The sequence below is a fragment of the Thalassospira profundimaris genome (assembly GCF_003326675.1).
Lineage (GTDB): Bacteria > Pseudomonadota > Alphaproteobacteria > Rhodospirillales > Thalassospiraceae > Thalassospira > Thalassospira aquimaris.
Genome location: NZ_JPWF01000010.1, coordinates 105,049 through 127,241 on the forward strand (window position 1 = coordinate 105,049; position 22,193 = coordinate 127,241).

Consider the following 22,193-nt stretch of genomic DNA (forward strand, 5'->3'; position numbering starts at 1 on the left):
CAAAATGACGTTCCGGCTGTCGGTGCATCAAATGAAGGTCGGTCTATTCGTTCTGTTCCGAACCGGTGATCGGCGCGCTGCGCATATAATTGATGGCCTGCCAGAAAAACTGGACCATCAACACAATCAGGGTCAGAAGCAGGAAAACCTTCAATATGCCGGGATAGGGGGCATTAAATGCACTCCCCGTGGTTTCAAAATGAATGTCACCGGCGGGCGTCATCGTTGCACGTTTGACCATCAGCCAGGCCGCCCAGGCAAAGAAGCCCGATGCGATCATGCAGACAATCGAAATGCCGACATCAAGTGCCTTGCGCAGTTTCGGCCCGGCAATGTCATAAAGGATCACGACACGGATATGTTTGTCTTTGGATGCGCAGTAAAGCCCGCCAAACACAAAGCCGACAGCAGACAGAAAAGTGGTTGTTTCATGGGCCCAAAGGGTCGGGCTGTTGAAAACATGGCGCATGAAAATTTCAAAAATCAGAATGCCCATCGCCAGTAAAAATCCGAAGGCAAAAACCGGACTGATTTTGTTTACAGCCGATCCAAGACGTCCGGAAACAGCCGGGATTGTCTCGGTTCTGTCGTCCGGTTCCAGGGGCGGGTCTATAGACGGGGTTGGGGTGTCATGCGTGTTGTCAATGGGACTGGTAGCCATACTCAGCATTCCTTGCGATGCAGAGAATACAATCCGGCAACAGGGAGGTTGCACCCCGTTATCGTCTCTTATAACGGGGATGCCGGATTGTATTCAGGTCGTTACCAGCGGCAATGTTTGGGCATCGCCACCGATGATCCAGTTATGATATCGGGCTTAGATCAAACCTTGTGCGGTCAGATATTTGACAAGGGTATCATAAACCCGTTTTGCATCGTCGGAACGTGCTGCGACTTTTTCCCACTGGCTGGTGGCAATCTGACGGAATTTGGCACGTTCTTCGGCCGACCAGTTGTGAATGGTTACGCCACCTTCAGAACGGGCCTTGGCCACGGCTTCCATGTCTTTCATGGCAAGGCGTGCGTCCATGTCCTGTGCCAGATCACGAACAGACATTTCCAGAATGGCCTGGATGTCTTCTGGCATCGAATCCCATTTGGTCTTGTTGATCGATACTTCCAGCATCGGCATGGAATGGAAACCCGGATAGACCGGATGTTTTGCAACATCATGCAGGCCCATCGCCTGGTTGGTCGAGAACACGGTCGCATCGGCCGCATCGATCACTTTTTTATCAAGCGATGTAAAGACTTCTGACTGCGGGATGTTAACCGGTGCGGCACCAGCCGCGGCAAAGACCTGCTGGACCATGCCTTCCGGGGCGCGCATCTTAAGACCCTTAAGGTCGGCAACACCATCAAGCGGCACCGAGGAAACAAAGGCTTCAAGGCCCGGTGTCACCGCACCAATGAATTGCAGGCCACGCGGGTTCAGCAGGCTGTTCATCAGTTCCTTGCCGCCACCATATTGAACGAAGCGCAGCATTTCAGACGGTGCCGACCATGCACCGACCGGGTTGGCAATCAGGCCGAATGCCGGGTCTTTGCCGGAAAAATAGCTGGTGTCGGTGATGTGGCCGTCAAGGATGCCTGCGGCGATGGCGTCCTGGGTTTCGGCATGTTCGACAATCGAGTTAACCGGAAGCATTTCCACTTCGACACGGCCACCGGTCATGACGCCAACGCGTTTGGCCCATTCCTGTTCCAGTTCGAAGTTGGGAACGCCTGCGGCGTCACTTGATTGCACTTTAAGGGTAAATTCCTGTGCATTGGCGGCAAAGGGCGCTGCTGCAATCAGGGTTGCGATAAAGGTTGCTCCTGCGAGCGATTTGAAAGTCTTGGTCATCGTTCTTCTCCCTGGCATACCGTTTTTCCGGTGATGTTATCTTTGACAAAAGAGGAACTGCCGTTTTCGCAGTTTTTCAGTCTGGTAATGACTGTCGAAACAACAGCATCAATCGGGGCATCGACAAAGACAGTCACACAATTCTCGTCCGGCCCCGGCGGTTCGAGATCTGCAAGCTGACTGTCCAAGAGTGCGGAAGGCATGAAATGTCCGACGCGACGTTCCAGTCTTGATTTGATCACGTCACGGGTGCCGTCCAGAAATACAAATGTGACCGGGTCCAAATTCCGGCCCAGAACATCGCGGTAACTGCGTTTAAGCGCGGAACAGGCAATGAAAATGGTGTTTGCTGTATTGCCCGGGGCGCACTGATCGGCCTTGGCCTGTGCGGCCCGGCTCACAGCTTCAAGCCATGGCCAGCGCATTTCGTCATTCAATGGCTGTCCACGGCGCATATGTTCGACATTGTTGGCAGGATGATGGTCGTCTGCATCAAGCCACGGGCAATTCGTTTCCGTTGCCACACGGCGGGCGATTTCGGTTTTTCCCGAACCTGAAACCCCCATAACCACGACATATCGCGCCTGTCGATCCATCAAGATATTTCCGCCCGTTTATTGTTTTCAGGGTCGTTTTTAACGTTGTTTCGCCCTGTGATTTGCAATGTTAGCGCTAACATAATGTTAGCGCTAACATTGAGTCAACTGCCTAATTCACAAGGCTCTTGTCCATATTGAAAAGACGTAATAAATCTAATGGCATGAGAAAACGCAAAGGGGCCGGGCGGCCGACCATTGCTGATGTTGCCGACAAGGCAGGGGTCAGCACGATTACAGTTTCACGTGCGTTGCGCGATCCTTCAAAGGTGTCCGATCACCTGCGCAGGAAGATCAACAATGCCGTGAGAAAGCTCAATTATGTGCCGCACAGCCATGCAAGTGCGCTGGCGTCGACTCGTTCCAACATTGTTGGTGTGATTGTGCCGTCGCTGACCAATAACGTTTTTGCTGACACGCTGCGCGCCATTTATGACGACCTTGAACAGGGACCGTTTCAGGTCCAGTTGGGGAATTCGCGTTATGTGGCCGCCGATGAGGAACGCCTGATCCGGACCTTCCTTGGGCAGGGGCCGTCCGCGATGATTGTTGCGGGCAATGACCAGACCGATACCGCACGCGAACTTTTGCAAAATGCCGGTTGTCCGGTCGTGCAGGTCATGGATATCGGCGATGACCCGATTGATATGATGGTCGGCTTTTCACATTTTGAAGGCGGGCGCGCTGCCGGTCGTCATCTGGTGCAAAAGGGCTATAAACGGATCGGTTTCCTTGGCGCACGTATGGACCCGAGGTCCCATCGCCGGCTTGAAGGTTTCAAGGATGCCCTGCAATCAGGCGGGCGTTATGATCCCGATTTGATCATGACCACCACGATATCATCAAGTGTATCGCTTGGTGCGGAGCTGATTGGTCAGTTAATGGCGCGCCGTTCCGATCTTGATGCCGTGTTCTGCAACAATGATGACATGGCACTTGGCGCGTTGTTCGGATGTCAGAAGGCCGGTATTTCCGTGCCGGATCAGATGGGCATAATCGGGTTCAACGATCTTGAAATGATGGCGGCAAGCCATCCGTCCCTGACCTCGATCCGAACAGACCGTTATGCGATTGGCAAACGTGCAGTCGAAATGATCAAAGCCGAACTTGACGGCGAAACGCCCGAACAAAAGATCGTCGATCTCGGGTTCGAGCTTCAGCAACGTGAAAGCACGTCGCGTGCGAAATAGTTTTGCGATTTTTGGTGCGCTGGGCGTTTTGGCACTGTCCGGCTGTGTTGCCAATTCCGGCGCACCCGGTGAATTTGACTGGTACTGGGCCGCCAAGGAAAATGGTGAAATCGGCAATACGGTGCAACGCGTGACCTTTTCAGGTCCGGGTTACGTCATTGTCGCGCATAAGCCGGTCCCGCTGAGTGAACCGGTTCCAGCCGATGTTCGCCAGCTTGCAGAAAACTATTGCGGCCGATCAAATCAGAAGGCGGTCCTGAAACAGTATGATGCCCGGATGACAAAGGCCGCGGCCTTTGAATGCAAAGACTGATTTGATATCGAAGACTAGTCGGTCTCGGGCACCGGGAAACGAGTTGCCAAATCCTTTAGCGTATCGCGCGGACCTGCGATCCTGATCCGTGTGCCGACCGTATCGAACTGTCGATCAAGGATGGTGATGCCGTCCTGTGCACAGGCTTGTTCCAGCGTTCCGGCATCGGAAAATCCGGCAAACAGATCGGCTTCGCCCTGCGGGATATAATCAATAATCTCGGCGGCATCGCAGGCGGCGTTGGCCGCCCCGCTATAGGCGCGAACCAATCCGCCGGTGCCAAGTTTCGTGCCGCCGAAATAGCGGGTAACGATCACCGCGACATTGATCAGATTTCTGCCCTGAAGAACCTTAAGGCACGGGATGCCTGATGTGCCCGATGGTTCACCATCATCCTTGCCATGCTCAATCAGTTGTTCTTCGTCGTTGAGATAGCGATAGGCATTGACGTGATGGTTGGCCTTGGGATGCAGAACGCGCAATTCTTCAATCCGCTTTGCCAGATCATCATGAAAGACAAGCTCGGCAAGGAAACGGGATTTCTTTTCTTCGGTTTCGGCAAAGGCGGGGCGGGCGATGGTTTTCATGGTGGCGTTGATATCAAACTCCGCCCCCGATCACCAGTCTTCAGCATAAAGGATCAGGGCGAAGAAGAAGGGCTGTGATCAGCGGGTGGCCGGAATCAGCAGGACACCCTCGGCAAACTGTTTTTTGATCATTGCGCGCCACACCATATTCAGGTCAAGGCCGAGTTCCTTGCTGGCGATACTGAAATCGGGTTCTTGTGGCGACGGCGTGTTCCAGTCCATCGTATCGGTATTCACGAAGTCAAAAATGACATTCATCCGTGAGTCAGCTTCGCGCATCATGGTCGCAATCGGGACGTAGAACGCGCGTTCATTCGGCTGACCGACGGATTGTTTGATCTTGCGATGGCCGATCACCATGAAGAACAACTCGCCATCAAGGTTAAAGCCCTTCATCATGGCAAGCATGTTTGAACTGGACTCTGCGCGGTCCTGGGCGCGATGAATGAATTTCCAGTTGCTGCTGCCGATATAGCGACCGTCAAGCGCACGGATACAAGCCATTTCGAAAACATCATTATCGTTGGTGGCTTTTGCCAGGGCCTGCGCGGGCATGATGTTGCGGTTTTCATCACAGAACGTCAAAGACCCAAGATGCATGATCCGCAAGTTGGACGTAAAATTCTGAAATGATTGTTTGTTTTGCGCATCCGCCCGGTGCGGGAATACAAGGAACAGGCAAACGCAAAATGCGGCAATTGTCTGGAACAGTCGGCGGATCATTGTTTTGAGTATCCGTGGTTTCTGACGTGTGTCGATCTTTCCAAAGGGCTGCGTGCGACCGGGCATGGCTTGTGCAATTGCGCAATGAATGTCCCGGCCGCTTGTGCTGCGATCAGCGTGCCTCGGGAATTTGTGTTACAGCCTCGGAAAGCTGGGTTTTAAGCACAACCCGGTAAATGGTGTTCAGATTAATGCCAAGTTCCTGGCTGGCCTTGCTGAAATCGGGCTGTGCAGGAACGGGCGTGTTCCAGTTCATCGTACGGATATCAACGAATTTGAATATCTGCTTCATGCCCGTACCGTCAAATTGGAGTACCTGGGCCAGCGGAATATAGAAGCTCTGTTCATTTGCCTGGCCGACGTACCTTGTGAATTTGCGCTGGCCAACGATCAGGTGATAAAGCTTTCCGTCAAGGTTGAAGCCATTCATCATCACAAACATGTTTTCCGCATCGGTCGGCGTGCCCAGATCCCGATGAACGAATTTCCAGTTTGCACCCGGAAGGCTGCTTGGAATGCGACGGCCATCCAGGGCGCGCATGCAGGCAATTTCAAACACATCATTGTCTTTTGATGCCTTGGCCAGTGCGCCGGCCGGGATGATATCGGGATGATTTTGGCAATACTGCATGGCAAGGACATGCATGAGCCGCACATCGGACATGAAGGCGTCAAAGGATTGCTTGTTCTGTTCTTGTGCCTGTGCGTCCATCGGGACGACAAAAGACAGGCAGAAACAAAGGGTGGCAAACGCCTTGGCCAGATGGCGGGTCATCGTTCGGTTTTCCATAAGCTCGTGATTTATAATAGTTATCTCACGCACTTATAGGCGACGGAGTTTCGTCTGAATACAACTTTTCAGCGTGGGTGTGTGCTCTCTTAGCTGGCTTGTTAGTTCCGGTTGGGCCAGTCCATGTCCTTCATACTGGCAACCAGATTGCCAAAATCATTGGCGACGTAACGCTGCCAGATCCCATGAAGGGGTATATCATCTGCAACATTGGCAGATGAAAAATCGGAAATGCTGCCTTCGCGTACATTCCAGCTAAGTCCGTCATATCGGACAAAATCAAAAACCTGTTGCCACTTTGACGTACCGTTTTCGATGTTAAGCAGTGCGACTGGACGGGTATCGGTCTTCTCGCCGGTTTGGCCGGGATAACGGGTGATGCGTTCTTCCCCAATTGCTAGCAAATAGGAGCGATTATCGTAGGTAAACCGCTTTAAAACGCCATAAACTGTGCCATGACCATCATCGACGGTTCTAGTGCTGTATAGAAACTGCCAGTCCCCAAACGGTGTTGCATTGCTGCGTAAACCTTGGCCGCAAGCCTTTCGGAACAGGTCTATATCGTTGCTTGTCGCGGCACTGATCGCGCTGTCCATGACGCCTGGCTGTTTCTTGCAATAGGTGGACATGCCGGAAATGATGTCATTCAAGTTGGCACGAAATCCGTCAAATTTCAGATCATTACGTGCAAACACCGCTTGCGAAGAAGCCCACAGAAATGTGGAGACAACAAGAAATGTCAGGAATACGGCCTTACATGGATGCATAACTTGATGGCTCCGGCAATTTGGACGGGTGCACGAGTATGATAAGACTATAGATACGCACCTTCGGGTTGCAAATGCTACGTGTTTGGAACTCGTATGACTGCTCAGGAAGATACAAATTTCCCGATCAGGATAACGCCAAAGATGATCAGCATGATCAACACGACCTTGCGGAAGGTTTCGGCATCCATGCGGTTGCGAACTGCGGTGCCAAGTTTGGTGCCGATATAGACCGGAACCAGACCGGCAAGGGAAATCCAGACGGTTTCAAGTGTCATCATCCCCATGCGTGACAGGCCAATTGCCATGACAATACTTGAAAGACTGAACGAGATATTGATGGCCTGGATAAAGCGTTTGGGATCAAGCCGCATCGAAAGAAGGAAGGGCAGAACCGGCATCACCTGCGATCCGGTAATGCCATTGACCAACCCGGTGGCAAATCCTGAAATCGGGGCCAGTCGGCGGGCAATTGTGTCCGAGATCGGTTTGCCATGGCGAAACAGCGTAATCGCGCCGTAATTCATCAAGACCAGACCCAGCACCGCCCCGGCCAATATGCTGTCGACCATTTCAAGAACAGCCAGCCCGATCAGAAGCCCCGGAATGGTCGCAAGAAACATCGGCCAGAACCGGCTGACGGTTTCGCGGAAATGCCCGGCCTGTACCATGATGATTGAATTGCTGACCAGTGACGGAATGATCACCAATGGCATTCCGGCCTTTAATCCCAGTCCAAGGGCAAGGATCGGCAAGGCCGATGTCGAGAACCCCAACCCTGTTGCCCCTTTGACAAAGGCGGCAACAAAATAGGCACAGGCGATAATGGCAATGGTTTCAATGGGCATGGGGGATCCAGAATTCGGTGTGACGCGTGCGCAGTGTGCCCGTATTTGGCGAGTTGCGCAAATGGTCTGACAATTGCGCGGCACCGGATTCGCACCTATCTGTTTTGTATGACCGTTTGGTCATCCTTGACCCGACTTGCATAAATCATCGGTTATGGGTGGATTTTTGCGTGATTTTTGGGTGGGTTGGCAAAAATTTGCGGGTTTTTATCCTCCTTAAGTCTAGAAGGGGTGGAAATGCCTGTGCAAAACCCGTATCAAGTTTGGCCCGGTTCACGGATCGGGATACCGGGCGGAATTCCGCCGGAAAAACGGATTTATGTTATAATGGCGGCATGATGAAGAACATGCCGGATTGAGAGGAAGCAAATGAGCAAGAGCTGGAGCATTGATAGCTGGCGCAACCTGCCGATCAAGCAGGTGCCGACTTATCCTGATGCACAGGCCCTAGAGGCCGTAGAGCAAGAGCTCGGCAGCTATCCTCCTTTGGTATTTGCTGGCGAAGCGCGCGCACTTAAAGAAAAGCTTGGTGAAGTTGCAGAAGGCAATGCTTTCCTGCTGCAGGGCGGCGACTGTGCCGAAAGCTTTAAGGAATTCCATCCGAACAACATCCGCGACACCTTTAAGGTCATGTTGCAGATGGCGGTTGTTCTGACCTTTGGTGCATCTTGCCCGGTGGTCAAAGTCGGCCGTATGGCGGGCCAGTTTGCCAAGCCGCGTTCGGCGGATACCGAAACCATCAATGGCGTCGAACTGCCAAGCTATCGCGGTGACGTGGTCAACGGTATCGAGTTTACCGAAGAAGCCCGTATTCCCGATCCGCAGCGCCAGATCAGGGCCTATAACCAGTCGGCAGCGACCCTGAACCTGTTGCGCGCCTTTGCGCAGGGCGGCTTTGCCGATCTGACCAAAATCCATCGCTGGAACCTGTCATTTGTCGATGGCAGCCCGGCAGCGGAGCGTTACAGCAAGCTGACCACCCAGATCGACGAGGCGGTTGCCTTCATGCAGGCCTGCGGCATTACTGCCGACAGCGCCCCGCAGCTGCGCGAAACCGATTTCTATACCTCGCACGAGGCGTTGCTACTGGGCTATGAACAGGCCCTGACCCGTCAGGACAGCCTGACCGGCGAATATTATGATTGCTCGGCGCATATGCTGTGGATTGGTGATCGTACCCGTAACCTTGACGGTGCCCATGTTGAATTCATGCGCGGGGTCAAAAACCCGATTGGCATGAAATGCGGCCCGACCATGGATGAAGATGATCTGATCCGTCTGATTGATCGTCTGAACCCGCAGAACGAAGCCGGTCGTTTGACCCTTATCGCCCGTATGGGTGCAGACAAGGTGTTTGATAACCTGCCGCGTCTGGTCAAACGTGTTAAGGCCGAAGGCCGCAAGGTCGTCTGGTCGTGCGATCCGATGCATGGCAACACGGTCAAGGCTGCCAACGGCTATAAAACCCGTCCGTTTGACTCGATCCTGTCGGAAGTTAAAAACTTCTTTGACGTTCACAAGGCCGAAGGCACCCATGCCGGTGGCGTTCATTTCGAAATGACCGGCACCGACGTGACCGAATGCATCGGTGGTGCGCGCGAAGTGACCGAAGACGCGCTTTCGGATCGTTACCACACCCATTGCGATCCGCGCCTTAATGGTGGTCAGGCGCTTGAGCTTGCCTTCCTGATGGCCGAAATGATCAAAAAAGAACGCGACAGTGTGCGTGCAGAACAGCTGGCTGCTTCTGCATAAATCTGCTGCGATTTAAAATCTGATTTTAAGACTGAAGAGCGCCCGGGAAACCGGGCGTTTTTTATTTTGCCGTTGTGGTGGCCGTCATCGAACGCGATCTCTGTAACAAGGTATCGTTGCAGTCCTGAATATCAGTGTTTTTTTACCTAAAGGGGATTGCAAAGAATATTTGTCACCTAAACATTGGGGGAAGATGCAAAAAACCTCTACCAAAGGAGCTTAAATATCCTTAAGTATAAACAATTACAGGGCAATCCTGCATAAGAACAAAATTCAAGAGGTCGCAACGCGAATGGTGGATGAAGCTGATTTCACCGCATGGCAAAAGAAGGTAGAGGGAACCAATATTTCCTCGACCACGCTATTGGCGACCGATTACCTGAACCATTTCAACGAGATCGTCATGCTTCTCGAAATGGTGCCCGACATGCCCGACATGATCGAGGATTGCAAGGAATGGGCGCCGAAAAGTTATCAGGACCATTTCAGGGATAGTGCATTTTCCGATCGTGAACTGGCGATTGAGGCCTATGAGCATGTACCGGTCCGATTCCGGCAGCCATTTGAAGAAACCATCAATCACCTGAACACGATTGTTGGTCATGCCGTCACCCAGCTTGAAATGATCATCGCCGATGGCAATGAAGAATTGCTGCGCGAAACCGCCCATGCCATCACGGTATCGCTGCAAAAATTCATGGATGTGGCCAGCGGCATCATTCACGGATCGGCCAAAACCATGAGCCAGGAAGAAATCGACGCGGCATTGGCCCTTTAAAAACGGGCGCGATATCAGGAATTAAAAAAAGCCGGGGCACAGACCCCGGCTTTGTTGTTTTGCTGATGGAAATGAAAGAACGGTCTAGTTCGTCATTTTGGCCAGTTGGGCATCAAGCCGCTGGATTTCCGATTTCAGCAGCGGCAAGACATCTGCACGCGCAGCCGCAACGATTTCCTTCATGTTCTTAAGTGCGTTGCGCGCCATGCCATTGGCATTTTGCTGCATGAACATGATGGTCATCTGGGCGTCGATGTCGGAATAGAAGCGGCGAACGCCGGTGATGATTTGCGGATCGACCTCGAAGGTGCGCTGGGAATAGCGCATGGTTTCCCACACCATATCATCAAGCTTGTGGCTTTCACGCGGGGCAAGTTGTGCTGCGTGCCAGGTCATCGGGCTTTCGGGATAGTCGGCAATCCAGGTTTCAACTGTTTCGATATTGTCGGTGAATTCCGCCTCTAGTGACCGTTCAAGGTTATAGACATCCGACGTGCTTTGATAACGGTCGAAATCAACGGCAATGCTAAAACCGGCGAAACTTGCCAGATACACACCCAACACGGTTGAGGCCAGAATGACACATTGCGTCAGCCAGAATTCGGTGTTGGGTTGACCACTGACACTTAGAAAGCGGAATGGGGCAAAAAGTCCACGCATGGATCAGGATCCTGTGTTGGTAAGATTGTATTGGTGGCGGTTTTCAAGGGCGCTTGCCGGGATTTCACCGACGCGCACAAGAAAGTCTTCAAAGGCGGTCTGAAGTTCGACCGGTTCCCCGATTGGCAGGCCCTGTTCACGGGCCATGTCATCAAGGCGTTCAACCCGGTCGCGCGGATGGGGATGGGTCGAAAGGTAATCCAGAACGCTGTGATCACCCTGAAGTTCGGCAAGCTTTTCAAAGGTTCTGGACGCTTCGCCAACATGACCATATTTGGCCATCAGGATTTTGAGGCTCCAGTTATCGGCATCAAGTTCCTGGCTGCGCGAATGATCGCGATCGGCCAGGAGCTTTGGCCATCCGGCAACCCAGGCGGTCAAAACCGCATCGGTCTGGAACATCATGGCCGACAGGGCGACACCAACAACTTCACGGCCCAATCCTTCGAGATGGTCACGACCGTTATAGTGGCCGATTTCATGACCAAGGATGGAAAGAAGCTCGTTCTCGCTGTCGACCAGATCAAGCATCCCGGTATGAACAAGGATCAGGCCACCGGGCAATGCCGCGGCATTCGGGCTGTCATCAGGGATGATCAGCACGTCAAAGTCATAATCCTTTGCCGGTCCAAGCGCCTCTTTGGGGATCGAATTGATCAGATCGACCAGATAGCGTTCAGGAAGGCTGCGTTCATAATCTTCGCGATGTTCTTCGATCAGTTCGGGTTCAATCTGTGACCAGATCGCCATTTCGTCCTGAACCGAGATGCTGCTTGCCGCCCATTCGGTGGCAAAGCCGCTTGCAGTGTAAATCCCCCAGCAGATCAGAAGAAAGGCCATGCTGGCCGATGCAAATTCCGTCAAAAGATTACGGTGACTGATATTTACCCCGTCATCGGGCAGTGCCGCCGGTTTGCCGCCAGTCGGACGATGATCTGTATAAAGGGCAGTGCCCGATGCGATCATTTCGATCATGCCGCGGCTGATTTCAGCCGACTGGAAACGAAGCCCGATGATGTGACTGGCACCCTTGGCATTGATGCGCAGGCGAAGGATGGCTTCGCGTTTGGCACGGATAACTGCGGCCTCGTGGGCGGCAAGACGCCCGCCAACAAAGATGCGCAACCGGGCCAGAAGATTGCGAAAACGATCCTCGGCGATGACGACCTTGCCGGTCACCATTTTTGTTGTGTGTAATGTTGTGTTTTCGGGAATTGCATCCCCGGAATTCAATATCTGGTGCGGCAACAGGGCTTCGTCGCGTTTAAGCGCGCGTTCATGCGCCCTGTCGGCCAGGCGGCCGGTCAGATAGGCAATTCCGATCAGGATGATCAGTCCAATTCCCGGAAGAAACAGTTCTTCCATGATCTTTGCACCAACCCGTTATTTCAGACGCACAGCAGTGCCATAGGCAAAAATCTCGGCGGCCTTATAGGCAACCTGCGAAGTTGCGAAATGAACGTCGACAATGGCGTCTGCATCCATTTTCCGTGCCTGCGCGGTCAGACGGCTGATGGCTTCTTGCTGGGCGTCTTCGAGAAGGCGGGTATAGGACCGTACTTCGCCGCCAAACAGGTTCTTGAAGGTCGCAAAGATATCAAACAGGAAGCTGCGGCTGCGCACCGAACTGCCAAAGACGATGCCAAGGTTTTCCGAGATTTCCCGACCCGGAACATGGGAAATGGTTACCACCGCCATATCGGCGGCCGGTTTGGTGGTGTTGGTCATTTGTTTGCTCGTAACGTTTGTTTTCGTTTTTGCCGTGTTTTCACGGTCTTGGGGAATAGAGCGGTCCTTGGCTGTTTTTTCAAGTGTAGATAGGCACCTGTCTGTAACAAAAAATTGAAAAAATCGCTGAAATGCCAGTATATTAGCCGCAAAGACGGGGCTGCATCTCTGCCATGCAGGAATGATGGTCGCGTTTGAAACATGGGATATTGCACATTCGGCAATTGACACCGCGCAGGGGCGCTCCTATTCCAACATCATGACAAACATGCTTGCCATTGCGATTGCCCAGCTTAACCCGATTGTCGGTGATGTCGCCGGTAACCGGGACAAGGTTGTGGCTGCCTGGGAATCTGCGGCCGATCAGGGCGCTGATATTGTTTTGTATTCCGAACTGGTTTTGTCGGGTTATCCACCAGAAGACCTGGTGATGAAACCGGCCTTCATGCGTCATCTGCATGAAGCGGTAGCCAGCATTTGCGAACAGACGGCCAAACGCGCCAATGGTCCGGCGTTGCTTTTGACCACGCCATGGGAAATTGACGGGCAGCGCCATAACGCGGTTCTTCTGATTGATCAGGGGAAAATCGTTGATGTGCGCGCCAAGCATGACCTTCCCAATTATGGTGTGTTTGACGAAAAACGCGTGTTTAGTGCCGGTCCGATGCCCGAACCGATTTCGTTTAAGGGCATAAAGCTTGGTGTGCCGATCTGCGAAGATGTCTGGACGCCAAATGTGGTTGCCTATCTTGCCGATGCCGGGGCGGAACTTTTCCTTGTGCCGAACGGATCGCCGTTCGAAGCCGACAAGGGCGGTCTGCGCCGCAAGCTGATCGAGGATCGGGTATCTGAATCCAAAGCCCCGATGATCTATTGCAACGAGGTTGGCGGTCAGGACGAGCTTGTTTTTGACGGCGGATCATTCGGATTGAATGGCGATGGATCGCTTGCCGTTGCCTTGCCTGCCTTTGCCGAGGATGTTGTCGTGACCAAATGGTCAAAGGGCGATGATGGCAAATGGCATTGCGACGATGCTGCGCCCAAGGCCGATTATCCGGTTGGTCTTGATGCGATTTATCAGACCCTTGTTCTGGGTTTGCGCGATTATGTGAATAAAAATCACTTTCCGGGTGTCGTGATCGGCATGTCGGGCGGGATCGACAGCGCGCTTTCGGCCGCAGTTGCGGTGGATGCGTTGGGTTCTGATCGTGTGCGTCTGGTGATGATGCCGTCACCCTATACGTCGCGTGAAAGCCTTGAAGATGCCGAAATCTGTGCCGGGATGCTGAAGACCGGGATCGAAAGCATCAATATCGGTCCGGCCATGGGCGCATTTGAACAGATGCTTGGCCCGGCCTTTGAAGGACGCGATGCCGACATCACAGAAGAAAACATTCAGGCCCGTTCGCGCGGGATTATCCTGATGGGGATTTCAAACAAGTTCGGCCATATGGTCCTGACCACCGGCAACAAGTCGGAAATGTCGGTTGGCTATGCCACCCTTTATGGTGACATGTGCGGTGGCTATTCGGTTCTGAAAGACCTTTATAAAACGACCGTGTTTGCCTTGTGCCACTGGCGCAATGAACACAAACCTTCCGGTGCAATGGGGCCGGATGGCATGGTGATCCCCGAACGGATCATCACCAAACCGCCATCCGCCGAATTGCGCCCGGACCAGAAAGACGAAGATAGTCTGCCGCCTTATGACGTTCTTGATGATATTCTTCATCAGATGATTGAAGGCGAGCGGTCTGTACGCGATATCGTGGATAGTGGTCACGATGAGGCCACAGTACGCCGGGTCTGGCATTTGCTGGACCGGGCCGAGTATAAACGCCGTCAGGCACCGCCGGGGGTCAAGATTACCCCGCGTGCCTTTGGCCGTGACCGTCGCTATCCGATCACCAATGGCTTCACGAATTTAGTGACCTGAAAATTATTGATATGACGAAACCTGTCCTTCGATTTGCACCCAGCCCGACCGGGCTTCTCCATGTTGGCAATGCCCGCGTGGCTCTGATGAACTGGCTTTTTGCCCGTAAATCAGGCGGTAAATTCATCCTGCGCTTTGACGATACCGATCCGGTTCGTTCCAAAGACGAATATGTCGACGCCATCCGCGAAGACCTTGAATGGCTTGGCATCGATTGGGATCAGGAAGAACGTCAAAGCCTGCGTCAGGATAAATATGACGCGGCCATCGAAGACCTGAAAAAGCGCGAATTGCTGTATCCGTGCTACGAAACCGAAGGTGAACTGAACTGGAAACGCAAGGCCGCCCGCCAGCGTCACCAGCCGTTCATCTATGACCGCAAGGCCCTGACACTGAGCGACGACGAAATCGCCGCCCTTGAAGCCGAAGGCCGCAAGCCGCACTGGCGTTTCCTTTTGACCGACGGTTTGGTTGAATGGGATGACCTGACACGCGGGATTTGCTCGTTCGATACCGAACATGTGTCTGACCCGGTTCTGATCCGTGAAGACGGTTCGCTGCTTTATATGCTGGGCTCGGTGGTTGATGACCTTGAAATGGGTGTTAGCCATATCATCCGCGGCGAAGATCATGTGACCAACACCGTGTCGCAGATTTTGCTGTATCTGGCGATGGGCGGTAAGCCTGGCGCGCTTGAATTTGCCCATATGCCGCTTCTGGCAGGTCCGGGTGGTTCGCAGCTTTCCAAACGTCTGGGCAGCTTGTCACTGCGCGAATTGCGCAATGACGGGTTCGAGGTCGAAGCCCTTGTGGGTCTTTTGACCGGCCTTGGTGCGTCTGACAAAATCGAACCGGCAAGCCTGACCCAGGTTCTCGAGAAATTCGATCTGGATCATTATGGTCGTTCGACGCCGAAATTCGATCCGGCCGAACTGGCCAGCCTGAACGAAAAAGTCATTCATGACATGTCGTTTGAAACCGCCCAGTCAAAACTGGTGACAGCGGGCATGGCAGATGCCAACGAGATGTTCTGGAACGCGGTGCGCGGCAATTGCTGGCGCGTGGCAGAGGCGCTGGAATGGTGGGACGTTATTCATCAGACCGTGATCCCGGAAATCGATGCCGAGGATGCCGAGTTCGTCAAACAGGCGGCGGATATGCTGCCCGAAGGTGAACTTGACGCGACGAGCTGGAAAACCTGGACCGGGGCGCTGAAGGATGCGACCGGCCGCAAGGGCAAGCAGCTTTTTATGCCGCTTCGCAAGGCGTTGACCGCACGCGAGCATGGCCCGGAAATGTCGGCGATGCTGGTTCTGATCGGTTCTGAAAAGGCGCGTGCGCGGTTGTGTGGGAAGGCGGTCTAAGCATCTGCTTTGATCGCCGGAAATTCCCGCATTCAATCGCCAACACAGCCAAACGGAAAATTCGACATGACCAAGACCCTTCGTATCTATGACACGCTGACCCGCGAAAAGCAGGTGTTCGAGCCGATCGATCCCGATCACGTGCGCCTTTATGTCTGCGGACCGACCGTTTACGACTATGCCCATGTCGGCAATGCGCGCCCGGTGGTGGTGTTTGATACGCTGGTGCGCGTTCTGCGCCATATCTATCCCAAAGTCACCTATGTTCGGAACGTCACCGACGTTGACGACAAGATCAATGCCCGTGCCAAGGAAAGCGGCGAGCCGATTTCCGAAATCACCAAACGCACGCATCAGGCATATCTGGATGATATGGGGGCGCTTAATGCCGCCAAGCCCGATATCGAACCGCGTGCGACCGAACATATCGCCGAAATGATCGCCATGTGCGAAAGCCTGATCGAACAGGGCTTTGCCTATGCCGCCGAAGGGCATGTTCTGTTCTCGGTCAGCAAGTTTGACGAATATGGCAAGCTGTCGCGTCGTGACCGCAAGGAAATGATCGCCGGTGCCCGTGTTGAAGTCGCCCCCTATAAACAGGACCCGGCGGACTTTGTCCTGTGGAAACCGTCAGATGACGACATTCCGGGTTGGGACAGCCCGTGGGGCCGTGGTCGTCCGGGCTGGCATATTGAATGCTCGGCCATGTCGACCCGTTATCTGGGTGAAAACTTTGACATTCATGGCGGTGGTTCTGATCTGGTGTTCCCGCACCATGAAAACGAACTGGCGCAAAGCTGCTGCGCGAACAAGGGTTCGAGCTATGCCAAATACTGGATGCATAACGGCCATCTGATGGTTGAAGGTGAAAAGATGTCCAAGTCGCTTGGCAACTTTGTCACCGTGCATGAACTTCTGGAAAACTGGCCGGGCGAAGCCATCCGTCTGGCAATGATGGGCACCCATTATCATCAGCCGATCAACTGGACGGAAGAAAACCTGCGTCAGGCCAAAGAGGCACTTGATCGTTTCTATACGGCCTTGCGTCAAAGTGCGGACGTCACCCCGGAAAATGTTCCGGTGCCGCGTGCGGTTCTTGAGGCGCTGTGTGATGATCTGAATACGCCGCTTGCGATTGCCGAGTTCCATAACCTTGTGACCCGTTTCAACAAGGCGGAAACCAAGTATGAACGCGCTGAGGCCAAGGGTGAAATCCTTGCCGCGGCCAAGTTGCTTGGTATTCTGGAAGGCGATCCCGAAGCCTGGTTTACAGGTTCGGCCGATGCCGACGAAGCCGCCGAGATCGATGGTCTGATTACCCAGCGTGCCGAGGCCAAGAAGAACAGGGATTTCGCAACCGCTGACAAGATCCGTGATGATCTTTTGGCGCGGGGTATCATCCTTGAAGACTTCAAGGAAGGCACAAGCTGGAAGCGCGTTTAAGGCGCATCTGACCGACGAATGACAAAAGGCCGCAGCATTGACTGCGGCCTTTTGCGTTGGCGGGCCTGTGGTTAGGCCGCCCGATCCATTTCATCAAACAGTTCGCGTGCGGCGTTCAGTCCGTTGATCGCGGCAGGCAAGCCGCCATAGACCGCCATCTGCCAGATCGCTTCGATGATTTCGGTGCGTGATGCGCCGGCAGACAGGGTGTGGGCAATATTGACCTTAAGCTGCGGGGCGGTTTGACCACCCAGAACGGTTAGCGCGGCAATGGTGCAAAGCTGCCGGGTTTTAAGATCAAGTCCCGGGCGGGCGTAATGACGGCCATAGGCCCATTCAACGAGGCTTTCGGCAAAGTCGGGCACAAGGTCATCGTATTTTTCGGCCAGTTGTCCTTCCAGTGGCGGGTTGAGTTGGGCGACAATGTCGCGGCCGACATCAAGGGCGGTATCAGGGGCGGTATCAAGGGTGGATGGTGTCTTGGTCATATCGGGGCTCCGTGGATGGGCTTCCCGTCGTGTCGTAACTGGCGATCTTGGCATCAAGGACTTCAAGTGTTTCGGTCAGGCTGGCCACGCGAACGGCCAGTTCATCGCGATAAGTCTGAAGCAGATTACGGCGGGCCTCAATCGTGCTGTCACCCTCTGCGCGCATCCGGGCATATAAAACCCGGTCGCGGATCGGCATGCCGAGATCCTTGAGACGGCCCAGAAATTCAAGCCATCGCAAGACATCGTCGTCAAAGGACCGGCGTCCGCCACTGTCGCGATGGGACGGGGGCAGAAGACCGATCTTTTCGTAATACCGAAGGGTGTGGACAGAAAAGCCGCTTTTCTCTGCCACTTCGCCAATCATCATGACGGTCACCTTTGTTGTGGGTTCATCAATCCTGACCAAGGCTAGGTGCTAGAGCGCACTCTAGGTCAAGCATTATTCTGCAAGGTTGTCGGCAAAAGAAAAGGGCCCGGTATGAGGATTGCTTACCAAAGGTTGCGCATGGGCAGATTTCTGCCCAATTCTTGATGGATCATCATGCGAAACGAAATGACACAACAGTAAGGCAGTATTTTCATGTCTGAAATTGACCGTCGGAATTTCATCAAGCTTGCCGGTGCCGCCGGGGTGCTGGCATCGTTTGGCGCGGTGGTGCCCGGTGCGGCACAGGCCGCGATGTCATCAAAGGTGCCCGACATTATCCGCAAACCGATCCCGTCGACGGGCGAGGAAATTCCCGCCATCGGGCTGGGAAGCTGGATCACGTTTAATGTTGGTAATGACATGGAATTGCGTGATCAATGTGCAGATGTGGTATCGGCGTTTTTCAACGCCGGTGGACGCATGATCGACAGTTCGCCGATGTATGGATCAGCCCAGGAGGTTATTGGCTATTGCCTTGATAAACTGGGGGCCCATGACCGGGTATTTTCGACCGACAAGGTTTGGACATCCGGCGACGGGGCAGGGCAGATTGATGAAACAGCAGCACGCTGGAACACCAAAAACTTTGATCTTTTGCAGGTTCATAATCTTGTCGGGATCAATGAAAACCTGCCGCTTTTGTTTCGGATGAAGGACGAAGGCAAGCTGCGCTATGTCGGTATCACCACATCCCATGGACGCCGGACCGAGGATGTCATTGCATTGATGAAAAACGAACGGCTTGATTTCGTTCAGGTGACCTATAACCCGGTTGACCGCAAGGTGGAGGAATATTTACTGCCGCTTGCCTATGATCGCGGGATTGCGGTGATCGTTAATCGACCGTTCCGGGGCGGCAGCCTGACCCAAAGCCTTGAAGGGGAGCCATTGCCGGAGTTTGCAGCCGAGCTGAAGGTCGATAGTTGGGCGCAGTTGATTTTGAAATATCTGATTGCCCATCCGGCGGTGACCTGTCCGATCCCGGCAACGACCAATCCGGCCCATGCAGCGGAAAATATGCGGGCGGCAACCGGGCAGCTGCCCGATGACAAGATGCGCGAACAGATCGCGGCTGTTATCGGATTACTGGTTTAGAACGCGGATATGGGGGGCACAGGTATGAGTGAATGGTGGGATTACGGATTGGCAGACTTTCTGCTGTTTTCGCCGCGTGTCTATTATCGGCTGTTTGAGACCTTGAACAGTGTCTGGTGGATTGCGGTGATTGCTGCCTTTGTTGCGGGGCTTGTTGCTGCCGGAATGGCGATGCGTCACGGCCATCGCGGTAATCGTGTGATCCTTGTGTTGCTTGCGCTGATCTGGGCCTGGTGCGGGTATGGCTTTGTTTGGCAATATTATCAGCCGATAAACTGGGCGGTGGCCTATATCCTGCCGGGCTTTGCGGTCGAGGCCCTGTTGCTTTTGATCTTTGCGGCCCGGCCATTGCCCTTGCGGTTTGGCTGGCGCGGTGATCTGACATCCTATGTCGGGGCCGGGATTATGATTGTCGCACTTGTGGTCTATCCGTTTGTCGGTCTGATCGAAGGGCGCGACTGGATACAGGCGGAACTGTTTGGCAGTGCGGCCGATCCGACCGCACTGGGTACATTGGGATTTGTCCTGATGGCGCGCGGCACATGGCGCTGGTTGCTATTGCCTGTGCCGCTTGTCTGGTGTGGTTTTGCCAGTGCGACCCTTTGGGTGATGGATCAACAGGTTGCCTATGTGATGCTGGCCGCAGTTTGGTTGACGATCTTTTCCGGGTGGCTGGACCTTAAGAACGGTGTGACCACCCGCCGCCTGACCGAGGCCGAACTTGCCCATCCGCCAGCCGCTAGCGACTGAACAAAAGCCTGATGCCGACAATGGCAAAAAACACACCAAGGACTGCGTTGATCCAGTTTGCCGCCCGGCGATAAAGCGATATGGCCGGTGCGGTCGAAAAGGCCGTGGCATAAAGCAGATGGATGCTGGTCGACAAAATGCCGCAGCCAATCACAATCGCCGCCCCCACCCACATCGGTGCACCGTCATGGAAGCCGATGGAAATGATCGCAATCCAGGTCAGGATGGCCTTGGGATTGGTCAAGTGAAGTGCCAGCCCGCGCAGGTAATAGCCGCGCCCGGAAATCTGTTGTTCGGATTCTGCCGCGGTCCGAATATCGGATGCCGGTGCCTTGCGAAACGCGGTCCGAAACGCCCGATACGACATCCAAAGCAAATACAACCCGCCAATGATGCGAATGGCCGTCATGGCATCGGCATAGGCGGCCAGAAGGGCAGATAATCCGGTCAGGGTCAAAAGTCCGATGGAAAAAGACCCTGTACCAATGCCAAGGGCAAAGCGTTGCCCGGCAAAGCGCCCCCGATCAAGGGAAACGCCCATCAGTCCCAACAGGGCAGGGCCGGGGCTGATCAACCCGACCAGAAGGGCAGCATAGGACAGCAAAATACCGGGAAGATATATCCCGATTTCGGTAAAGGATGGCATGGGGCGGTTTCCTTATATGGTGGCGTAAAAACTGTACGCCGGAGATACCCCGGTGTCGAGCAGCCAAAAAAGAACCCCTGCAAATGACAGGGGTCGAGGTGGTTTGCAGTCGTTCCGGCCCCAAGTGGGGGAGTGAGAGGCATTGGAACAACAGGGAGTTATTTCTTCTGGAGTTTCGCCTGTTCAAGCGACCAGTATTCCATGTCAAACAGATCAGCTTCGTTGATCGGCTGGAAGGTGCCGACTTCTTCGGCAGCATTGATGATGCGTGCGGTCTGTTCGCCAAGATCACCGGCAATACGTGCCGCCTTGTCATTGGCACCAAGCCCGATAAGGCCGACACCCTTGACCAGAACCATGCGCGGCCATGCATCAAGCATGACTTTCGTTTCACTGGCATTCGGGGCATTGCGTTCGAAATAGGCGGTGTAACGGTTTTTGAAATCGGCCAGTGCGGCGGCGATGTCATCAACACTGGCACCCGCGCCAATGATCAGCGGGAACGGCTTTATGCGGATCACGTGATCCGGCGTTGCGGTGCCGCGCACAGCAATGGTTTCAAGATCGCCATTTTCAAGGTAGCGGCGGATTGATGGTGTGCTGCGGAAATCAAGGGCAAGTCCACCGGCAAACGGCGAGTTGTCAGCGCGAAGGACGGTTTCAACATTCGCCGCCAGTGCCGGGTCAATGTCACGATCCGAGCTTTCCGGGCCGGGTAGGGCGATACCCTTGGCGGCCAGATAGTTTTCGGCATCGGTGACGAAATCGATCATGCGGTCATAGGATTGCTTGGCAGTATTGCCAAAGGTGAACAGGCCATGGTTCTTAAGCCACAGACCTTCGCAATTCGGGAACTGGTCAAACAGATCAGCACCGGCAATCGACAAATCATAGCCCGGCATGACATAGGGCAGGAATGCAAGGCGATCACCATAGATTTCCCGCATGATTTCTTCGGAATGGTCCTGGTTGGCAAGCGCGAGGACGGCCGTGGAATGGGTGTGGTCGACGAAATCAAACGGAAGATAGGCATGCAGCAATGCTTCGACCGACGGGTTCGGGGCGGACGGATCAAGCAGGTTGCTGCGCAGAAGGGCGACCATTTCCGGATCGGAAAGCTTTTTGCCTTTGCGTGCGGCATGAAGCGGGGCGAGCTTCACCGCAGGCAAACCGGGGGCTTCGATGGTTTCAAGGTCCCAGCCGCTGCCTTTAACATGCATGATGGCTTCGCCGTCGGTATCGGTAACCTTGACCGATGTATTGCCACCGCCATGCAGAACAAGGTCGGCGACCTGACCGATGATGCGCGAGGTGTAAACGCGCAGGCCAAGGGCCTCGGGCTGACCGGCTTCGCGGGCTTCGTTGGCATAGCGCGCGGCATCGTTATCGTTCCAAAGGTTTTCCATCAAAAATTCCGTAGCTTTAAAAATAATGACTAAACAAATCCGGGTACGGCAAAC

General features: G+C 54.0%; 24 protein-coding genes. 9 read left to right on the plus strand and 15 right to left on the minus strand.

What is annotated here, in order from left to right:
- Positions 1-43 precede the first annotated feature (43 nt).
- The 3 genes from TH19_RS15295 to TH19_RS15305 form a co-directional block, all read right to left on the minus strand.
- A complete protein-coding gene (locus TH19_RS15295) occupies positions 44-661 on the minus strand; it encodes a TRAP transporter small permease subunit (RefSeq protein WP_114103220.1) in 618 nt (205 codons plus the stop codon).
- A gap of 156 nt (positions 662-817) precedes the next feature.
- A complete protein-coding gene (locus TH19_RS15300; protein ID WP_181846437.1) occupies positions 818-1,846 on the minus strand; it encodes a TRAP transporter substrate-binding protein in 1,029 nt (342 codons plus the stop codon).
- Entirely contained in the window at positions 1,843-2,442 is a 600-nt protein-coding gene (locus TH19_RS15305) for a gluconokinase (protein ID WP_114103221.1), read from the minus strand. The genes TH19_RS15300 and TH19_RS15305 overlap by 4 nt, the downstream gene beginning before the upstream one ends.
- Positions 2,443-2,606: 164 nt before the next feature.
- On the opposite strand from TH19_RS15305, the gene gntR reads away from it, so the two are divergent.
- The gene (gene gntR / locus TH19_RS15310; RefSeq protein ID WP_114103222.1) at positions 2,607-3,632 is read left to right on the plus strand and encodes an HTH-type transcriptional regulator GntR; all 1,026 of its coding nucleotides are present in this window, start codon (positions 2,607-2,609) and stop codon (positions 3,630-3,632) included.
- Complete coding sequence (locus tag TH19_RS15315; protein WP_114103223.1) at positions 3,622-3,945, plus strand: metal ABC transporter substrate-binding protein; 324 nt, start codon at positions 3,622-3,624, stop codon at positions 3,943-3,945. Before gntR ends, TH19_RS15315 begins: the two co-directional genes overlap by 11 nt.
- Before the next feature lie 14 nt (positions 3,946-3,959).
- Here the strand turns inward: TH19_RS15315 and TH19_RS15320 are convergent, their stop codons facing one another.
- The 5 genes from TH19_RS15320 to TH19_RS15340 all read right to left on the minus strand — a co-directional run bounded on the left by TH19_RS15320 (position 3,960) and on the right by TH19_RS15340 (position 7,660).
- The gene (locus TH19_RS15320; protein WP_114103224.1) at positions 3,960-4,532 is read right to left on the minus strand and encodes a YigZ family protein; all 573 of its coding nucleotides are present in this window, start codon (positions 4,530-4,532) and stop codon (positions 3,960-3,962) included.
- Positions 4,533-4,610: 78 nt separating this feature from the next.
- A complete protein-coding gene (locus tag TH19_RS15325; protein WP_114103225.1) occupies positions 4,611-5,255 on the minus strand; it encodes a hypothetical protein in 645 nt (214 codons plus the stop codon).
- A gap of 112 nt (positions 5,256-5,367) precedes the next feature.
- Entirely contained in the window at positions 5,368-6,030 is a 663-nt protein-coding gene (locus tag TH19_RS15330; protein WP_147250778.1) for a hypothetical protein, read from the minus strand.
- 116 nt (positions 6,031-6,146) lie between these two features.
- Positions 6,147-6,812 (minus strand): hypothetical protein, encoded by a 666-nt coding sequence (locus tag TH19_RS15335; protein ID WP_114103227.1) that lies wholly within the window; start codon positions 6,810-6,812, stop codon positions 6,147-6,149.
- Between the two features lie 104 nt (positions 6,813-6,916).
- Positions 6,917-7,660 carry a sulfite exporter TauE/SafE family protein gene (locus TH19_RS15340; protein WP_114103228.1) on the minus strand — a complete coding sequence of 248 codons (744 nt, stop codon included), beginning with the start codon at positions 7,658-7,660 and terminating at the stop codon, positions 6,917-6,919.
- Between the two features lie 369 nt (positions 7,661-8,029).
- Between TH19_RS15340 and TH19_RS15345 the strand changes: the two genes are divergently transcribed.
- Together TH19_RS15345 and TH19_RS15350 are read left to right on the plus strand one after the other, a co-directional pair.
- On the plus strand, positions 8,030-9,415 hold the full coding sequence (locus TH19_RS15345; RefSeq protein ID WP_114103229.1) for a class II 3-deoxy-7-phosphoheptulonate synthase: 1,386 nt from the start codon (positions 8,030-8,032) through the stop codon (positions 9,413-9,415).
- 292 nt (positions 9,416-9,707) lie between these two features.
- Complete coding sequence (locus TH19_RS15350) at positions 9,708-10,193, plus strand: hypothetical protein (RefSeq protein WP_114103230.1); 486 nt, start codon at positions 9,708-9,710, stop codon at positions 10,191-10,193.
- An 84-nt stretch (positions 10,194-10,277) separates the two neighbouring features.
- Here TH19_RS15350 and TH19_RS15355 read toward each other — a convergent pair whose 3' ends face one another.
- From TH19_RS15355 to TH19_RS15365, 3 genes are read right to left on the minus strand one after another with little or no spacing between them, the layout of a single operon-like run.
- Complete coding sequence (locus tag TH19_RS15355) at positions 10,278-10,853, minus strand: hypothetical protein (RefSeq protein ID WP_114103231.1); 576 nt, start codon at positions 10,851-10,853, stop codon at positions 10,278-10,280.
- A gap of 3 nt (positions 10,854-10,856) precedes the next feature.
- Positions 10,857-12,218, minus strand: coding sequence for a M48 family metallopeptidase (locus TH19_RS15360; RefSeq protein ID WP_114103232.1), 1,362 nt, complete (start codon positions 12,216-12,218; stop codon positions 10,857-10,859).
- 18 nt (positions 12,219-12,236) lie between these two features.
- Positions 12,237-12,581, minus strand: a complete 345-nt coding sequence (locus tag TH19_RS15365) for a YbjQ family protein (protein ID WP_114103233.1) — start codon at positions 12,579-12,581, stop codon at positions 12,237-12,239.
- Positions 12,582-12,840: 259 nt separating this feature from the next.
- Between TH19_RS15365 and TH19_RS15370 the strand changes: the two genes are divergently transcribed.
- The 3 genes from TH19_RS15370 (at position 12,841) to cysS (ending at position 17,324) form a co-directional block, all read left to right on the plus strand.
- On the plus strand, positions 12,841-14,517 hold the full coding sequence (locus TH19_RS15370; RefSeq protein WP_114103313.1) for an NAD+ synthase: 1,677 nt from the start codon (positions 12,841-12,843) through the stop codon (positions 14,515-14,517).
- An 11-nt stretch (positions 14,518-14,528) separates the two neighbouring features.
- Positions 14,529-15,881 carry a glutamate--tRNA ligase gene (gene gltX, locus TH19_RS15375; protein WP_114103234.1) on the plus strand — a complete coding sequence of 451 codons (1,353 nt, stop codon included), beginning with the start codon at positions 14,529-14,531 and terminating at the stop codon, positions 15,879-15,881.
- Positions 15,882-15,947: 66 nt separating this feature from the next.
- Positions 15,948-17,324 carry a cysteine--tRNA ligase gene (gene cysS / locus TH19_RS15380; protein WP_114103314.1) on the plus strand — a complete coding sequence of 459 codons (1,377 nt, stop codon included), beginning with the start codon at positions 15,948-15,950 and terminating at the stop codon, positions 17,322-17,324.
- 71 nt (positions 17,325-17,395) lie between these two features.
- Here the strand turns inward: cysS and TH19_RS15385 are convergent, their stop codons facing one another.
- Together TH19_RS15385 and TH19_RS15390 are read right to left on the minus strand one after the other, a co-directional pair.
- Positions 17,396-17,812 carry a carboxymuconolactone decarboxylase family protein gene (locus TH19_RS15385; protein ID WP_114103235.1) on the minus strand — a complete coding sequence of 139 codons (417 nt, stop codon included), beginning with the start codon at positions 17,810-17,812 and terminating at the stop codon, positions 17,396-17,398.
- Positions 17,787-18,182 carry a MerR family transcriptional regulator gene (locus TH19_RS15390; protein WP_114103236.1) on the minus strand — a complete coding sequence of 132 codons (396 nt, stop codon included), beginning with the start codon at positions 18,180-18,182 and terminating at the stop codon, positions 17,787-17,789. The genes TH19_RS15385 and TH19_RS15390 overlap by 26 nt, the downstream gene beginning before the upstream one ends.
- 213 nt (positions 18,183-18,395) lie before the next feature.
- Between TH19_RS15390 and TH19_RS15395 the strand changes: the two genes are divergently transcribed.
- Both TH19_RS15395 and TH19_RS15400 read left to right on the plus strand, forming a co-directional pair.
- Complete coding sequence (locus TH19_RS15395; RefSeq protein WP_114103237.1) at positions 18,396-19,337, plus strand: aldo/keto reductase; 942 nt, start codon at positions 18,396-18,398, stop codon at positions 19,335-19,337.
- Between the two features lie 24 nt (positions 19,338-19,361).
- On the plus strand, positions 19,362-20,087 hold the full coding sequence (locus tag TH19_RS15400) for a DUF6064 family protein (RefSeq protein WP_114103238.1): 726 nt from the start codon (positions 19,362-19,364) through the stop codon (positions 20,085-20,087).
- Here TH19_RS15400 and TH19_RS15405 read toward each other — a convergent pair.
- Entirely contained in the window at positions 20,077-20,733 is a 657-nt protein-coding gene (locus TH19_RS15405) for a LysE family translocator (RefSeq protein WP_114103239.1), read from the minus strand. The two genes, TH19_RS15400 and TH19_RS15405, sit on opposite strands and share 11 nt — an antisense overlap.
- Before the next feature lie 158 nt (positions 20,734-20,891).
- Positions 20,892-22,139, minus strand: a complete 1,248-nt coding sequence (locus TH19_RS15410; protein ID WP_114103240.1) for a class II aldolase — start codon at positions 22,137-22,139, stop codon at positions 20,892-20,894.
- Positions 22,140-22,193: the final 54 nt, after the last annotated feature.

Excerpts from the sequence above, each read along its gene's own strand:
- TH19_RS15305 (WP_114103221.1), bottom strand. The coding sequence starts at position 2,442 with ATGGATCGACAGGCGCGATATGTCGTGGTTATGGGGGTTTCAGGTTCG.
- TH19_RS15340 (WP_114103228.1), bottom strand. The coding sequence starts at position 7,660 with ATGCCCATTGAAACCATTGCCATTATCGCCTGTGCCTATTTTGTTGCC.
- gltX (WP_114103234.1), top strand. The coding sequence starts at position 14,529 with ATGACGAAACCTGTCCTTCGATTTGCACCCAGCCCGACCGGGCTTCTC.
- TH19_RS15395 (WP_114103237.1), top strand. The coding sequence starts at position 18,396 with ATGTCTGAAATTGACCGTCGGAATTTCATCAAGCTTGCCGGTGCCGCC.
- TH19_RS15370 (WP_114103313.1), top strand. The coding sequence starts at position 12,841 with ATGACAAACATGCTTGCCATTGCGATTGCCCAGCTTAACCCGATTGTC.
- TH19_RS15355 (WP_114103231.1), bottom strand. The coding sequence starts at position 10,853 with ATGCGTGGACTTTTTGCCCCATTCCGCTTTCTAAGTGTCAGTGGTCAA.
- TH19_RS15350 (WP_114103230.1), top strand. The coding sequence starts at position 9,708 with ATGGTGGATGAAGCTGATTTCACCGCATGGCAAAAGAAGGTAGAGGGA.
- TH19_RS15365 (WP_114103233.1), bottom strand. The coding sequence starts at position 12,581 with ATGACCAACACCACCAAACCGGCCGCCGATATGGCGGTGGTAACCATT.
- TH19_RS15325 (WP_114103225.1), bottom strand. The coding sequence starts at position 5,255 with ATGATCCGCCGACTGTTCCAGACAATTGCCGCATTTTGCGTTTGCCTG.
- cysS (WP_114103314.1), top strand. The coding sequence starts at position 15,948 with ATGACCAAGACCCTTCGTATCTATGACACGCTGACCCGCGAAAAGCAG.
- gntR (WP_114103222.1), top strand. The coding sequence starts at position 2,607 with ATGAGAAAACGCAAAGGGGCCGGGCGGCCGACCATTGCTGATGTTGCC.
- TH19_RS15330 (WP_147250778.1), bottom strand. The coding sequence starts at position 6,030 with ATGACCCGCCATCTGGCCAAGGCGTTTGCCACCCTTTGTTTCTGCCTG.
- TH19_RS15335 (WP_114103227.1), bottom strand. The coding sequence starts at position 6,812 with ATGCATCCATGTAAGGCCGTATTCCTGACATTTCTTGTTGTCTCCACA.
- TH19_RS15410 (WP_114103240.1), bottom strand. The coding sequence starts at position 22,139 with ATGGAAAACCTTTGGAACGATAACGATGCCGCGCGCTATGCCAACGAA.
- TH19_RS15405 (WP_114103239.1), bottom strand. The coding sequence starts at position 20,733 with ATGCCATCCTTTACCGAAATCGGGATATATCTTCCCGGTATTTTGCTG.
- TH19_RS15360 (WP_114103232.1), bottom strand. The coding sequence starts at position 12,218 with ATGGAAGAACTGTTTCTTCCGGGAATTGGACTGATCATCCTGATCGGA.
- TH19_RS15320 (WP_114103224.1), bottom strand. The coding sequence starts at position 4,532 with ATGAAAACCATCGCCCGCCCCGCCTTTGCCGAAACCGAAGAAAAGAAA.
- TH19_RS15400 (WP_114103238.1), top strand. The coding sequence starts at position 19,362 with ATGAGTGAATGGTGGGATTACGGATTGGCAGACTTTCTGCTGTTTTCG.
- TH19_RS15300 (WP_181846437.1), bottom strand. The coding sequence starts at position 1,846 with ATGACCAAGACTTTCAAATCGCTCGCAGGAGCAACCTTTATCGCAACC.
- TH19_RS15345 (WP_114103229.1), top strand. The coding sequence starts at position 8,030 with ATGAGCAAGAGCTGGAGCATTGATAGCTGGCGCAACCTGCCGATCAAG.
- TH19_RS15295 (WP_114103220.1), bottom strand. The coding sequence starts at position 661 with ATGGCTACCAGTCCCATTGACAACACGCATGACACCCCAACCCCGTCT.
- TH19_RS15390 (WP_114103236.1), bottom strand. The coding sequence starts at position 18,182 with ATGATGATTGGCGAAGTGGCAGAGAAAAGCGGCTTTTCTGTCCACACC.
- TH19_RS15385 (WP_114103235.1), bottom strand. The coding sequence starts at position 17,812 with ATGACCAAGACACCATCCACCCTTGATACCGCCCCTGATACCGCCCTT.